This window comes from Catellatospora paridis, assembly GCF_009720365.1.
Classification (GTDB): Bacteria; Actinomycetota; Actinomycetes; order Mycobacteriales; family Micromonosporaceae; genus Catellatospora; species Catellatospora paridis.
The window spans coordinates 135959-149245 of sequence record NZ_ML769312.1 but is presented as its reverse complement, the minus strand read 5'-3'; the positions used below and the strand labels follow the sequence as shown (position 1 = coordinate 149245).

Sequence of the window (13287 nt, the reverse complement as noted above, 5' to 3'; positions counted from 1 at the left end):
CGGGCTGCGGACGGTCGCTGCCCAGGTCAGGTGACACAGGCGGCATCATTGCGCCACGGACGGGCGCCCGGCGACCCGGGTGCCCGTCCGTGGCGTCCGCAGTCGTGGGTCAGCTCAGCACGGTCCAGGCGAGCACGGCCGAGCCGGCTCCGGCCAGGACTCCAGCGCCGATCTGCGCGAGATCGTGCGCGCCCAGGCGCAGGCGCGCCCAGCAGACCACCGCCACCATCAACCAGGCGACGGCACCGGGGCTGCCGAGGGCTGCGGTCAGCACCACGGCCGCCGCGGACACCGTCGCCGCATGCGCCGACAGCTTCCAGCCCAGGTTGACCAGTGTGGTGACGGCCAGCGCGGTGCCGAGGGCCGCGACGGCGGCGCGTACCGGAGCAGGTGCGTCCAGGAGTGTCAGCAGGCCCAGACCGGCGGCGACCGAGATGACCGACAGACCGAGCGGCGCGGCGCGCTCCTCGCGCCGGTCCATGTGGTGGTTGATCAGCCTGCCCCGCCGGACGCCGCGGAGGATGATCAGCAGCGGTATCACGGCGGTGAACACGCAGGCCAGCAGCCCCCACAGCGCGCCGCGCCAGCCCGCCGCGACGGCGCCGACCGCCGGCGGCAGCGCCGCGGCGAAGATGCCGGGTTGCAGGAGCTCGGAGACGAGCGCGGCGGCGCGGCCGGAGCGGGTCGTCCGGGGCGGCGCGGCGGTGTCGGTCATGCGGGGCGTCCTTGCTCTTCGAGGTCGGCGACGGTGCCGACGATGGCGGTGCCGGTGTCGCGTATCTGGTCGATGACCTGCCCGGCGACGGTGCCGGAGAACTCCGTGGCGACCCGCAGCAGCCAGGCGACCTCGGACGGCATGTCCTCGCCGCCGGGCTGCACGTCGCCCGTCCCGGTCGTCGGGTGGCCGTTGACCTTGGCGTACAGCGCCGCCTTCACGACGGCGGCTTCGACCGCGGCGGCCCGGCGGCGCCCGGACAGCCCTGCGGCGTCGGCGTGGTGCTCGGCGGCGGCCTGCGCCTGGGCGTCCATCCACGGGCGCAGCGACAGGTAGACGTCGCGGATCTCGGTGGTACGCCGGTAGAGGGCCTGGTGTTCACGGGCGAAGATGCAGCCGAGGTTGTAGGCGAAGCGTTTGGCCGGGGTCTCGAGCAGGATCTCCGGGTGCGCGCCGGTGAGGGCGGCCCAGAAGGGCCGTAGGCGGCAGCACTGGTAGGCGCGGTACGACTTCATCCAGGTGATGCCGAGGATGGGGATGACCACGCTGAGGATCAACGACACGATCGACAGGCCCAGCCCGGTCAGGTAGACCGGAACGAGCTGCCCGGGCAGCCGCGGCGCACCGAGGTCGTCGGCCACCGCCGTGACCAGCCCGGCGGCGTTGTAAACCATCCCGGTCCAGCCGAACGCGACGAAGCACCAGAGCCCGAGCTTGATGTGGGTCAGGTGGGCCCGCCTGGCGTATCTCGGCACCAGCAGAATGATCTGCACTGCGGTCCAGGCGAGGTAGCCGAAGTAGATCGCCAGGTAGATGCTGATGCCGAGCTTGGTGGTGTTGTCGGCCTGCCAGTTTCCGGTGTTCTGCACCGTCGGTGTGGTCGCGAACGCGGTGGCCATGCCGGCGACGGCGAGCACCAGGACGACGCCCCGGCCGAGTGCCGCCCGGCCGGCCTGCGGCGCCGGCAGCACCCAGTACAGGATCATGATCTGGATCGCGGCGCAGGCAGCGAGGGTGGTCGAGTTGGACAGCAGGCGGGCCGTGTTCTCCACGCCGAACAGGCGGTCGATCGCCTCGTATCCGAAGCCGGGGGTGAGCATGAGCATGGCCGCCGCGCCGAGGGCGACGATCATCATCCGGGAGACGCGTGCCCCGGAGCGCCGGCTCGGGTTACGCCACAGGTCCACCCCGGCGATCACGACGCCAAGGAGAAGTGCGGCCGAGAAGTATCGGGCGAACATGGGGTGTGGCCTCCCAGGAGGGGTCGAAAGTCTCCATCGCACGAGCGAGGTCGTCGGCGACGGGCTCGCCGACCGGAGACGGGCCGAATCGGTTCAGGATCGCGCCGGCGAGCAGTTCGGCCTCGTGCTCCTGCTTGCCGCCGTACGGCAGCGGGAGCGTCGGATCCGTCAGGACGGCCGGGTCGACGCTGGGGTGGTCCAGGAGCATGTGGCCGATCTCGTGCAGCACGAGGTGCAGCTGATGCTGGGGGACGGAGCGCTCCTCGTACACGATGAAGTCCCCCCGGCCGGCCACGTTGAACCAGAAGCTGGTGACACCCGGCGGCAGTTGCCGGCCGACGAGGTGGATCGGCTGTTGCCGGATCTGCCGGGAGACGTACTCGACGAACTGCTTCAGGTCCCACGGCCGCGGCGGGTCCAGAGTTGCGACGATCCGGGCGCACGTACGCCGAATCTCGCGCAGGTCGCCCACCTGGTCCACCTCCCCGTCCTCGGTCGCTGAAGAAAGGTGGATCCTACCGATCACTGCCGTCTGCCGTGTCGGCGAGAATCTCGTCGATCAGCGCCTTGACGCCGCGCAGCGCGTCGGCGTCGAGGCGGGAGGCGCGGAAGGCGATGGACGCCACCTCTTCCGACTGGGCACGGAAGCCGGCCTTCGATGAGGGGATGAGGTAGGCCGGGTCCTTGCCGAAGAAGTTGGCGATCCCGACCAGCACGTTGACGTGCGGATCGGGGACGCGACCGTTGGCGATCTCGGCGATGTGGGTGTGGGAGCACCCGACGGCGGCGGCGACCTCGCGGGTCGTGTACCGGCGACCGTCGTCGCGGCGGTGCGTCTCGAACAGCTGCGACACGCGCTCCGCGATCGTCCGGCCGCCGTGCTGCGCGCTCATAAACGTGTCCTTACCCATCAGGTCGTTGCCCGACTTGTAAGCAGTGGACTACAACATGGAACTTCTGTAATCATTGGTTGACAAGCCCTTGGTTGATCACTCTATGCTGACGGCTCAGGAAGCTCAAGCCGCCGGGAGCGCCCTCGCATGTGGGGGCTCGGGTGGAGTTCGGCAGTAACGGGGGGCAAGGTGGCCGGAAGTCGTTCTGGTCACCTTGCACGTTAAAGAACTCGCCTCACCGGCGACGACCAGCAGGAACGGGCCGATTGGGGCGCGCGTGTCCTGCCAGCGTGACGGCGGTGCCGGCTTCCTGTGCGCAAAGGGGTGTGGACGGCTGCTGTCCCGGGGCGTATCGTCTTGCCACGACGAAGGCCGTGCCACTCCCCCCGTGGTGGCACAGCCTTCGCCATATCGCTTCCCCTGCCGCGCTGTCGCCCGTCGCGCAGCCGCGGTTCCCGGCCGCCCGTAGCCACTCACTGCACAGTGCGCCGCTCGGTTGATCGCCATTTGCGCCCGAGCACCGCCATGAGCAACAGGGCTGCGCTGCCCGCCGACGATCACTGACACGGCTGACCGACGTCTGACCGATACCGCAAAAAGGACATTCGAGTCAGGAAACGACGCTAGGCTGCGAGTTGTCGATCAACAAGGGGATGGCATGGGCGCGACACGACGGACACTGCTGACCAGCGCAGGCGCAGCAACGGCAGGGGCTCTGGCAGGTGCTCCCAGCTCGCCCGCCGCACCCGGTTCCGCCGCGCCTGCGGCTGATCCCGTCGCGCTCGGGCCGGCCACGGACATCCCGGTCGGCGGTGGCAAGGTCTACAGCACTGCGATGGTCGTCGTCACCCAACCCGCAGCGGGCGACTTCAAGGCGTTCACCTCGACCTGCACGCACTGGGGTTGCCAGGTCACCGCCGTGGAGAACGACCAGATCATCTGCCGCTGTCACGGCAGCCGCTTCTCCGCGACCGACGGCTCGGTCATCCTGGGCCCCGCCACGCTACCCCTCGGCCCGAAGGCCGTCACCGTCAAGGACGGCCAGCTCACCCTCGGCTGAGCACGCCGCCGGCCGGCGGAAGAAGGGGTCGAAGAGCGGACGGCCGCCGCCCTTCGACCCACTTGGTCACCGCCTACTTCGCCGCAAGCACCGTGTCGTAGGGGGCCGGCGGCGGACCGGTCAGTACGGTGAACGGCCCGTTGTCGATGATCGGGTACTCGGATTCGCCTGCCTCCAGGCAGTCGGCGCTCAGGCCCGGGGCCGGCCCACGACCGGTGCAGACCCGCTCGTTCATGGTCACGAACAGGGTGCTGGTGTGAGTGCCGGGGCGAAGCGGCCGAAAGACAGGAGACACGGGTACGACGTAGGGCAGCCCGCGGGTTGCCGGAGGCAGCACATCATCCGGAATCGTCCCGGACTGCAAGATCTCCGGGCCCACCACGATGGACCGCTCGCGGGCGGTCCCGGCGTCGATCACATAGCGGGCGCTCGTGAAGTTGGCGATGAACGCCGCCTGTTCGGTCGCCGAGGCCGTGATCCAGGGCGGGACGGCCCGGACCCACTTTTCCCCGGCCAGCGCCGTGCGACAGCCAGGCCCTCCGGGCGGGTCAGCGATATCGTCGGTCGCGGGCGCAGGCGGGCCGATGATCCGTTCGCGGACGCCGTAGCGCTGGTTCAGATCCCTCCATTGCTCGCTGCCGCCGAGGAAAATGGGGCTGGTGCACTGGCGGTCGCGGGGCGGCCCCGCCTCCGCGATGCCCGTCATCAGACCCAGGCTCAAGCCCAGCGTCGTCAGGATCGCCCCCGCTTTTGCGGACCGCAAGACAGCAGTGGTCATCGCTTGAACCCCCGTAGCTCGTACGCTGTCCTCGTACGTTGTCGAGCCAGTCCCCCTGGCCCGGTGCGAAGCGTAAGCAGAGTCGCCGAGGTGTCGGTCGCCTGACACGCCGAGTTCGCACGGATTCAAATCTCCTTGGGCGCACATCTTCCCAGGTCAGCCGCGCTCCGATGTCAAGCACACACTCATTCTGTTCGATGTACCTCATGCACTGCTCGGGCATCCATGCCCATGGTGATGAGTTATCGCGCCCGCACCCGTCATAACTGCGACAGGACGACGACGCGGAAGGATGACGTGATGAGTGCGGATACGTGGCAGGAGCAGTTGGGCGTGAGCGATCTGGGCGAGATCGACGAGTCGGCGTTCTCCGGGCTGGCGGAGCGGCACCGGCGGGAACTGCACGTGCACTGCTACCGGATGCTCGGGTCGTTCGAGGACGCCGAGGACACCGTGCAGGAGACGTTCCTGCGTGCCTGGCGGCGGCGGGAGACCTACCAGGGGCGGTCGACGTTCCGGGCCTGGCTGTACCGGATCGCCACCAATGCCTGCCTGGACCTGCTCGCCAAGTGCCGCCCGGAGCCTGCGACCGGCGGCGAGGTGCTGTGGCTGCAGCCCTACCCCGACCGCCTGCTCGACGAGCTGCCTGCAGGCGACGCGGACGACCCGGAGATCGTCGCCGTCGCGCGGGAGACGATCGAGCTGGCGTACCTGGTCGCAGTCCAGCACCTCGCGCCGCGCCCGCGGGCCGTGCTGATCCTGCGGGACGTGGTCGGCTGGCCGGCGAAAGACGTCGCCGAATTCCTCGGCGACTCCGTCAACTCCGTGAACAGCGCGCTGCAGCGGGCCCGCGCCGGCCTGCGGGAGCACCTGCCCGCCGAGCGCCAGGACTGGACCGGCGGCGACGAGGACGCCGGGACGCGCGAGCTGGTGCGCCGCTATGCCGACGCCTGCGTGGCCACGGACATCGCCGGGATCGCCGCACTGCTGCGCGACGACGTCCGCTGCTCGATGCCGCCCACGCCGGGCCTGTACGTCGGCCGCGACACGGTGGTCAACGACTGGGTGGAGAGCGGCTTCGAGGGCATGAAGCATCTGCGCGCCGTCCTCACCTTCGTGAACCGGCAGCCCGCGGTCGCCGTCTACGCCTGGCGGGAGCAGGAGGGCGCGTACCTGCCGCTGACGATCGACGTCCTGCGCGTCACCGGCGGGGCGATCACCGAGATCGTCACGTTCCACAACGACCGGTTCCCGCGGCTCGGGCTGCCGGAGTGCCTGCCCGCGGACGGCACGGAGTAGTCCCAGTACGCACCCCTGCGGCCAGTTGTCGAATGACGGAGGAACGACATGAACAGTATGAATGACATCAGGGTCGGTGTCGGCCACACCCATGGACCACGGCGGCTCGTCGGCACCGGCTTGCTCGCCACGCTCGCAGCGGTGGTCGCCACCACCCTCACTGCCGCGCTCGCCCAGGCCGTCGGCGTCGACTTCGAGGTCCCCGACGGCGGCGAGCCGATCCCATTGGCCGGGTTCGCGGTGGTGACCGGCTTCTTCTCGGTCGTGGGAGTCGTCATCGCCGCCGCTCTTCGTCGCTGGAGCGCCCACCCCGCCAAGCGATTCGTCGCGACGGCGGTGTCGCTGACCGCGATCTCGCTGATACCGCCCCTGCTCGTCGGGGCGGACGGCGCCACCACCGTCGCCCTCGTCGTGCTCCACCTCGTCCCGGCGACGGTGATGATTCCCGCCCTGGTGCGGACCCTGCCCACCCGGACCGATTGACGATCGTGGCGGTGGGCGGGCGGTTCAGACCCTGGTACGGGTGAATCTCGCGGCGTCGCGTGCCGGGTAGCGGACAGTGAATGGCGTCGTCTGCCCGGCGGCGAACACCCTGTCTGCATGACGCGTATCGCAGTGCGCAAATGGATCTCGGCGACGGTGGTGCTGTTGGCGATGCCGCTGGTCGCGGCCGCCGACTGCAACGGCCCGATCGTGGCGGCCACGATCAACTATGAGCAGCTCGGCGCCTGTAACGGGTTCAAGCGGCAGGACGGCACGACGCAGGCCGCGAAGCCCGGCCATGCCTACGTCGTGTACCGGATCAGCACCGTCACGAACACCACCACCGGCGCGAGCGACTTCAACTTCGACCCGGTCCGGCTGTTCGTCAACTCCGATCCCAGGGCGTACGGCGTCGGCTACTACCCGCTCGGGTGGCGGCGCCCGCGCGCGGTCGAGCCCAGAACGGTGCGCGCCGGAACCGTGGAGACGTTCAACGGCACCGTGACGATGGAGGTGCCGGTGGGCGGTCCCGGCACCGACGGCGCCGCTGCCGCGCAGAACACGAACTACTTCCTGTCGCACGAGACGCCGGCCGGGACCCAGGGCACGTTCATGGCCAAGACGAACAGCTCGCAGACGTCGTGGAACTACACGAACGACTGCGCCAAGATCGAGGAGTACTACCCGAACCCGTAGTGAGCGGCCGGCCGGAGGTTCCCACCGATGGACCTCCGGCCGGCCGTTTCGGGTCGGGCTGCGCGACCTGACTGCCGGGCCTCGCGGACGCCCTCGGTGGTCAGCTCGGCAGCGGGCCGGTCTCCGCGGGTGTGGTCGGCGAGTCGAGCCACGCGTCGAGCAGAGCGGTGAAGTCGTGCCCGGTCTTGCGGTTGACGTACGCGGTGAACGAGGCGCGGCTCTGCTGGGTGTGCAGGTTGTCCTGGACCCAGCCGCGGGCCAGGGCGAAGAAGCGGTCGTCACCCAGGGCCTGGTGCAGCTGGCGCAGCATGCCGGCGACGCAGGTGTACATGCAGGTGTTGCCGAATTCGGCGGCGTTGGGCTTGCCGGGCGGGCCGTACTGCTTGCGGTAGGTGCCGTCGAGCTCGCGGTTCTGGGCGATCCGCTCGGCCTGGCTCATCTCGCCCGGGTAGGTTTCGGCCTCGTACAGCCGCTGGGCGTACAGGGCCCAGCCTTCGTTGAGCCAGAAGTCGCTCCAGTCGGCGGGCGTGACGGCGTCGCCGAACCAGTGGTGGGCCCACTCGTGCAGGAGCGTGCCGTCGAACGACCGGGGTCCCATCTGCCCGAACCGCTCCCCCATGGTGACCATCTGCTGGGTCTCCATGGCGGAGGGCGACTCGACCATGACCACGCCCGCCGAATCGAACGGGTAGGGGCCGAAGTGCTTTTCCAGCCACTGCAGGTGCTCGGCGGTCTTCTGCATCATCGGCAGGTACGACGCCTCGTCGGCGTGGTACCAGTATGTGATGGGCAGCCCGTGCGGTCCGGTGCCGGTGGCCTTCTCGTATTTACCGACCGCCAGGGTCGTCAGGTATGAGGCGACCGGGACCGTGCTGCGGTAGCGGAAGGTGTCGCCCTGCCGGCCCTGCGGGGTGCCCGATGCGATCGCCGACCAGCCCGGGGGCGCGGTCACCGCGATGTCGTACAGCGCCTCGTCGGACGGGTGGTCGTTGGCCGGGTACCAGGTGAACGCGCCGAACGGTTCCTGCATGGTCCACAGGCCGCCGTCGGCGGACACGGTCAGGCCGAGCGGGTGGTTGTCACCGCGGGTCGTGGTCGGCCAGGGGGTGGTGCTGGGCTTACCCCGGTAGCCGACGACGAGCGTGACCGGCACGTCGGCCTTCACCGGCGCCTGCACCACCAGTTTCTCCTTGGTGACCGCGCCGGTCGCGGGCTTGCCGTCCACGGTCAGGCTCGTGATCGTGTACGGCTTGAAGTCGAGGTGGAACGACGCCGCGTCCCGGGTCGGCCGGAGGTGCAGGGTCGCCGTGCCGGTGAGCACCCGCTCGGCGGGTGACCAGGCCAGTTCCAGGCCGTAGTGCAACACGTCGAGAGCGTCGGTGCCGTGCTGGGGATATTGGGAGTCGACGACTGGTCGCGACAGCCCTGCCGCATAGGACGTGTACTCCCCCGCCAGGCCGCCGGAGGACGTGGCCGGGGCGGGCGAGGCGGCGGTGTCGGGTGTGGATGATCCACTCGTGCAGCCGCCCAGGAGGGCGAGCAGGGTGGCTGCAGCGATGGCTGTTCGGGTGTGCAAGAGGTGCTCCGTCGTTCGGGTGTGATGCCGAAGGAACGCGCCCGACCACCAGAATCGTTGCCTACGCAAATATTTTGGTTCGGTCACAGCGCGGTGAACGGCAGTCAACGTGCGGCGGCTCCGCAACCGTGTGGGCGCTGGTGGGCCGGTTGTCGGCTTCGGGAACGCGGCCTATGGTGGCTGCATGACGAAGGCAGCGATCCAGGTGACCGGCGAACCGCGGGGCGACCGCGGCCGTGACGGTGCCCGCTGCCCGCGCACCCGTGCCGCGCTGCGCAGGCCGGACCTCCGCACGGTCCTGCCTCCGCACTAGTCGCCGGTCCACAGAGCACGGCGCATCGGGCGGAGCACACCGGCTCCGGCCCGATTTCTTTGTACCCGCCCGACAGTGGAGGAACCATGACCACGCTCGACACCACCGATCACGACGACTGGCTCGCCGGCATCCACGAACGGCTCAAGCACACCTGCGACGAGCAGACCGCCCACCTGTCCGACCTCACCGCCGCCGCCCCCGATGCCTCCGAAGCCGCCGCCCACGGCGCGCTGCTGGCCGGCACCCGCCAGAGCCTCGCCGACACCGTGGCGGCGCTGCGCCGCATCGAGCAGGGCCGCTACGGCGCATGCGAGGTCTGCGCCGCCGCCATCCCCCTCGCCCGACTCGATCTGCTGCCCCACGCCAGGACCTGCGTGGCCTGCCCGCGGTAGGAGCGCCGGGTGCGCCCAGCGGTGGGCGCACCCCTGTCCTGACCGGCGGCGTCGCTATGATCGCGTCCATGCCGGACGCGCCGTACGCGCTCTTCGCGTGGGGAAACTTCATCAACGAGACCGGGCTCGACAAGCTGCCGGAGTTCGCCGATCCGGAACTGCTGCGCGGCGAGCGCCTGCTCGACGACGACCGGCTCACCGTCTACGAGGCGCCGCTGCGCATCGACGTGAGCCGCTCGCTCTTCGATACCCCGGGCGGGTACGTGGCTGGCCGTGACCTCGCCACACCGCCCGTGCGATGGCGTGTCGGATACCTGCGGCTGGCCACCGACGGCACCCTCGACGATGCGGTCCGGGTCGTCGAGCAGCTCGAGGAGAACGACGTCGAACTCGACCGCGACGACTGTCCCGGCCGCAACCCGCTGCCCGTCGGCGAGGTCGTCACGGTCTGGGAGGACCTGCACGGCCAGTGGGACCTGGCCGTCGTGCGCTTGCCCGACTGAGCGCCCCGCGGCATGGTCGGCGGCGTGCTGGTGCGCCCACTCGGTGGTGAACGCCTGTGCCACTGCCACGTCGATCAGGCCGTCTTGAAATCGGGCGGGGTGGCCGCGGGCGCCTCACCGGCCAGAAGCGCGTCCCACCACACTCGTATGTGGTCAGCGGGTAGCGGGTCCGGCCGGGACGGTGGCGCGCAGCGCGGCGATCCCGGCCAGCAGCTCGTCGCGCCGGTCGAGCGGCATCATCCAGTCCGGCAGGTCGACCTGGTACGCGGGCAGGTAGGCCCCGCCGTCGGCCAGGCGTACGCGGGCGCGCAGGTGCTGTTCGATCGCGTCCAGATGGCCGGTCCCGTACGCCCACAACCGGCTGCCGGCGTAAGGCTGCTGCAGCCACAGCGGCAGGCGGAACACCGGATCGTGCACGACACTGCCGTCCCAGCGGTTGCCCTGCTTGAACTCCGGCCGGCGCGACGCGGTGTACGGGCAGTCGGCGCAGGTCACCCGCCACACCGGCCGGTCCTGGCCGGGCACGGGGCACACGGCCGCCGCCGGGCCGTCACACCGGGGGCAGCGCACCAGGGTCGGCACGCGCCCCTGGTCGACCTGGGACAGGATCGCAGGGGACCGTTGCGCGGGCTCCTCGACCAGTCCGAGTGTTTGCAGGTAGTCGCGCCACTGGCTCGGCTTCGGCTCCGGCAGGATCCGTCTGCCGATCACCCACGTCAGGTAGCCGGCGCGCAGCCGTACTCCCTCGTCGGCGTGCTCGCCCAGCTCCCGCAGCCGGTCGCGCAGCGGGTCGTCGGCCAGCACCCGCGCCAGCCGGGCATAGCGTTCGTCGCCGAGCCGGTGCGGCCGGGCCACCACCAGCAGAATGAGGTCGGTCAGCACCGTCCGGATCCAGTCCGGCAACTCGTCCACGTGCTGGTGGAAGGTCCGCAACAGGCTCGTCTTCGTACTCCAGGACCTGGCGTGCCAGGCCCACTCGTGCGGGAACCGCACCTCCCAATCCAGGTAGAGCAGCCGGTAGCGCACGGCGCGCGGCAGTCGCACCAGCCCCGGGCGGGACCCGATCCACAGGCCGTCGGGCAGCAGCCGGCGGCTCGCCTCCTCGTGCTGCTGCCTGGTGGCGGCACCGGCCCGGGCCATGCGGAGCTCGTCCAGGCGCAGGTGCGCGGAATCGCGCCGGGCGGGGTCCTCGCTGATCAAGTCCCAGGCCCAGCCGAACCGCTCGTCCCAGTCGTCGGCCACCCGGGCACTCGACCATGGAATGCCCGCCCCGGCAAGAGGCGCTGCGCCCCTGTCAGCCCCCCGGCACGGCGGGGCGCGGATGGAACAGCCGGATTCGGCTGACCCGCCGATCACGCAGCCGCTGCGCCCAGACCACCCCCGGCGGGCAGTGCTCCGGATCGTCGGGCGGGCTGATCAGATCGGCCTCCCAGATCAGCACGTCCCCACTGACCACCACGTTCCTGATCCGCTGGCGCACCCCGTCCGTCAGGTCGAGGTCCATTCCCGCCAGCAGCACGTCCGGTCCCTGGCTGAACCGCCCGTCCGGCGTGACCACCTCCAGATCCGGCCACCACGACTGCCGGACGACCTGCGCGAACTCGCCGCGTTCCGCGGCCACCAGTGTCTGCTCGGCCTCCCGCCGCCGCGCTTGCGCCAGCGTGGTGGCATCGTCGTGAGCCAGCTCCGCGGCCGCCCGCAGCAGGTCGGTCAGCCGGGTCCGGCCCTGGTTCAGCCGACTGCGCACGGTGCCGACCGGGATCCCGCACAGCGCGGCGATCTGCTCGTACGACGTCACGTCACTGAAGTAGCGCAGCAGCGTGACCATGCGGACGGGCTCGGAAAGCCCGGCCAGCGCGTGCCAGATCCAATCGCGCTGGGCCCGTTGTTCCAGCAGTTCGTCCGGCGTCGGCCCGCCCGCGGTCAGCGGCAGCACCGCGAGATCGGCCATCGGCACCGGCCGGGTCGAACGCAACCGCATCCGGCAGTTGTTGCGCACGATGGTCCGCAGCCACTGGCCGACCGCCGCCGGGTCGCGCACCTGGCCGATCCGGGACATCGCCACCAGCATCGCGTCCTGGACCGCGTCCTCGGCGTCGGACCCATACCCGAGCACGCCCAACGCGACCGCCAGCATGCCGGCCCGGTGCCGCGCCAGCAGCACGGCCAGGCTCGTGGAATCCCCGGACCACGCCGCGCGGACCAGGTGCTCGTCGGTGTCTGAAGCTGCGAACACGCGATGCCCCCGATCGTCGGCGCCGGCCCGCGGTCGACCCGCCAGCCCCTGGTCGCGACGGTACGTCCGGCCCACGCCGACGCCGAACAGACGCCGGCTACCGTGACGAATTCCACGGCGCTTCCCGGACGGGCCGGGGCGAGGTCCCGGCCCGGCCACGCCCGGGATCCGGGCTGCGAGGGGTGCGGCCGCTACGCCGCCGTGCGTGCCCGCCCCTCGACGAACTCCACGACTGCACGGCGGAACGACTCTGGCCGCTCCAGGTGTGCCATGTGCCCACAGTCCAGGACGAGCAGCTGCGACGTCGGCAGGGCCTCGTGCAGCATCCTGCCCCAGTGGCTGCCGCAGATGAAGTCCTGGTCCCCGCTGACGATCAGCGCAGGCACGTCAAGCGAGGCGAGCTCGTCGCGCACGTCGAACGGGGCGGGCTCCTCACCGCCGGACGGGCCGATCCAGGCGCGGAACGCGGCGAAGGCCGGCACGAGTTCGTCCTCCTGAGCCCAGAAGTCGGCGAAGTACGCGGGCAGCACCTGGCGCATGAGTGCCGAGAAGGTCTCGTCGTCGGTCGCGGCCAGGGCCTGCGGGAACAGGCCGGGGATCGCCGCCGCCTGCGGACGGTGCGCCAGCCGCTCCGGTAGCCGCTGGAGGTTGGCCATCGCGTCGTTCCAGAATTCGGGCCCGGTGACCGGGGACGTCGAGTGCAGGATCAGGCCGGCGACCCGGTCCGGGTGGTCCAGCGCGTACCGCTGTGCGACGAACCCGCCGTGCGAGTGCCCGAGCAGGTACGCCCGGGGTGCTCCGAGGTGGTCGAGCACGCCGTGCACGAACCGCGCGTACGTGTCGATGCGGTAGTCGCGCCGGTCGGTGAGGCGGCCGGAGGTCCCCGTGCCGACCGGTTCGAGATACACCATCGTCAGGTGTGCCTCCAGCCCTGGCATACGCAGGTATTCCCAGCTCATGCCGGGGCCACCGGAGTGCACCAGGCAGACCGGCCCGGTTCCGGCGACGTGGTAGACCTGCCGGATCCCGTCGATCTCCACCTGGTGGGCGCCAGGCGTGAGCGTGGTCGCGAAAGTCATGATCGGCTCCTGTGCGTTGC

16 protein-coding genes are annotated in these 13287 nt (G+C 70.6%); 7 read left to right on the top strand and 9 right to left on the bottom strand.

Features of this window, described 5'->3' with window-relative positions:
- Positions 1 to 109 precede the first annotated feature (109 nt).
- From F9C41_RS00585 to F9C41_RS00570, 4 genes are read right to left on the bottom strand one after another with little or no spacing between them, the layout of a single operon-like run.
- The gene (locus F9C41_RS00585) at positions 110 to 715 is read right to left on the bottom strand and encodes a hypothetical protein (protein ID WP_155384600.1); all 606 of its coding nucleotides are present in this window, start codon (positions 713 to 715) and stop codon (positions 110 to 112) included.
- Positions 712 to 1914, bottom strand: a complete 1203-nt coding sequence (locus F9C41_RS00580; RefSeq protein ID WP_155384599.1) for an MAB_1171c family putative transporter — start codon at positions 1912 to 1914, stop codon at positions 712 to 714. The genes F9C41_RS00585 and F9C41_RS00580 overlap by 4 nt, the downstream gene beginning before the upstream one ends.
- Complete coding sequence (locus F9C41_RS00575; RefSeq protein WP_196279562.1) at positions 1886 to 2437, bottom strand: M78 family metallopeptidase domain-containing protein; 552 nt, start codon at positions 2435 to 2437, stop codon at positions 1886 to 1888. Before F9C41_RS00575 ends, F9C41_RS00580 begins: the two co-directional genes overlap by 29 nt.
- A 34-nt stretch (positions 2438 to 2471) precedes the next feature.
- A complete protein-coding gene (locus F9C41_RS00570) occupies positions 2472 to 2849 on the bottom strand; it encodes a helix-turn-helix domain-containing protein (protein WP_196279561.1) in 378 nt (125 codons plus the stop codon).
- Positions 2850 to 3507: 658 nt separating this feature from the next.
- Between F9C41_RS00570 and F9C41_RS00565 the strand changes: the two genes are divergently transcribed.
- On the top strand, positions 3508 to 3909 hold the full coding sequence (locus F9C41_RS00565; protein ID WP_155384596.1) for a Rieske (2Fe-2S) protein: 402 nt from the start codon (positions 3508 to 3510) through the stop codon (positions 3907 to 3909).
- 73 nt (positions 3910 to 3982) lie between these two features.
- Here F9C41_RS00565 and F9C41_RS00560 read toward each other — a convergent pair whose 3' ends face one another.
- Positions 3983 to 4687: a hypothetical protein gene (locus F9C41_RS00560; RefSeq protein ID WP_155384595.1), complete on the bottom strand. Its 705-nt coding sequence runs from the start codon at positions 4685 to 4687 to the stop codon at positions 3983 to 3985.
- Between the two features lie 300 nt (positions 4688 to 4987).
- On the opposite strand from F9C41_RS00560, the gene F9C41_RS00555 reads away from it, so the two are divergent.
- The 3 genes from F9C41_RS00555 (at position 4988) to F9C41_RS00545 (ending at position 7165) form a co-directional block, all read left to right on the top strand.
- Positions 4988 to 5986: an RNA polymerase subunit sigma-70 gene (locus F9C41_RS00555; RefSeq protein ID WP_155384594.1), complete on the top strand. Its 999-nt coding sequence runs from the start codon at positions 4988 to 4990 to the stop codon at positions 5984 to 5986.
- Positions 5987 to 6034: 48 nt separating this feature from the next.
- The gene (locus tag F9C41_RS00550) at positions 6035 to 6469 is read left to right on the top strand and encodes a DUF6069 family protein (RefSeq protein ID WP_196279560.1); all 435 of its coding nucleotides are present in this window, start codon (positions 6035 to 6037) and stop codon (positions 6467 to 6469) included.
- 117 nt (positions 6470 to 6586) lie between these two features.
- Positions 6587 to 7165: a hypothetical protein gene (locus F9C41_RS00545; RefSeq protein WP_155384593.1), complete on the top strand. Its 579-nt coding sequence runs from the start codon at positions 6587 to 6589 to the stop codon at positions 7163 to 7165.
- Positions 7166 to 7265: 100 nt separating this feature from the next.
- Here F9C41_RS00545 and F9C41_RS00540 read toward each other — a convergent pair whose 3' ends face one another.
- Complete coding sequence (locus F9C41_RS00540) at positions 7266 to 8741, bottom strand: M1 family metallopeptidase (protein WP_155384592.1); 1476 nt, start codon at positions 8739 to 8741, stop codon at positions 7266 to 7268.
- A gap of 184 nt (positions 8742 to 8925) precedes the next feature.
- Between F9C41_RS00540 and F9C41_RS41735 the strand changes: the two genes are divergently transcribed.
- From F9C41_RS41735 to F9C41_RS00530, 3 genes are all read left to right on the top strand, one after another.
- Complete coding sequence (locus tag F9C41_RS41735) at positions 8926 to 9054, top strand: hypothetical protein (RefSeq protein WP_269058888.1); 129 nt, start codon at positions 8926 to 8928, stop codon at positions 9052 to 9054.
- 86 nt (positions 9055 to 9140) lie between these two features.
- The gene (locus tag F9C41_RS00535) at positions 9141 to 9449 is read left to right on the top strand and encodes a TraR/DksA family transcriptional regulator (RefSeq protein ID WP_155384591.1); all 309 of its coding nucleotides are present in this window, start codon (positions 9141 to 9143) and stop codon (positions 9447 to 9449) included.
- Positions 9450 to 9517: 68 nt separating this feature from the next.
- Positions 9518 to 9952 (top strand): hypothetical protein, encoded by a 435-nt coding sequence (locus F9C41_RS00530; RefSeq protein ID WP_155384590.1) that lies wholly within the window; start codon positions 9518 to 9520, stop codon positions 9950 to 9952.
- Positions 9953 to 10105: 153 nt separating this feature from the next.
- On the opposite strand, the gene F9C41_RS00525 is transcribed toward F9C41_RS00530, so the two are convergent.
- The 3 genes from F9C41_RS00525 to F9C41_RS00515 form a co-directional block, all read right to left on the bottom strand.
- Positions 10106 to 11194 carry a hypothetical protein gene (locus tag F9C41_RS00525; protein WP_155384589.1) on the bottom strand — a complete coding sequence of 363 codons (1089 nt, stop codon included), beginning with the start codon at positions 11192 to 11194 and terminating at the stop codon, positions 10106 to 10108.
- A 52-nt stretch (positions 11195 to 11246) separates the two neighbouring features.
- Positions 11247 to 12188 (bottom strand): RNA polymerase sigma factor, encoded by a 942-nt coding sequence (locus F9C41_RS00520; protein ID WP_230689174.1) that lies wholly within the window; start codon positions 12186 to 12188, stop codon positions 11247 to 11249.
- A gap of 191 nt (positions 12189 to 12379) precedes the next feature.
- Complete coding sequence (locus F9C41_RS00515) at positions 12380 to 13267, bottom strand: alpha/beta fold hydrolase (RefSeq protein WP_155384588.1); 888 nt, start codon at positions 13265 to 13267, stop codon at positions 12380 to 12382.
- Positions 13268 to 13287 lie beyond the last annotated feature (20 nt).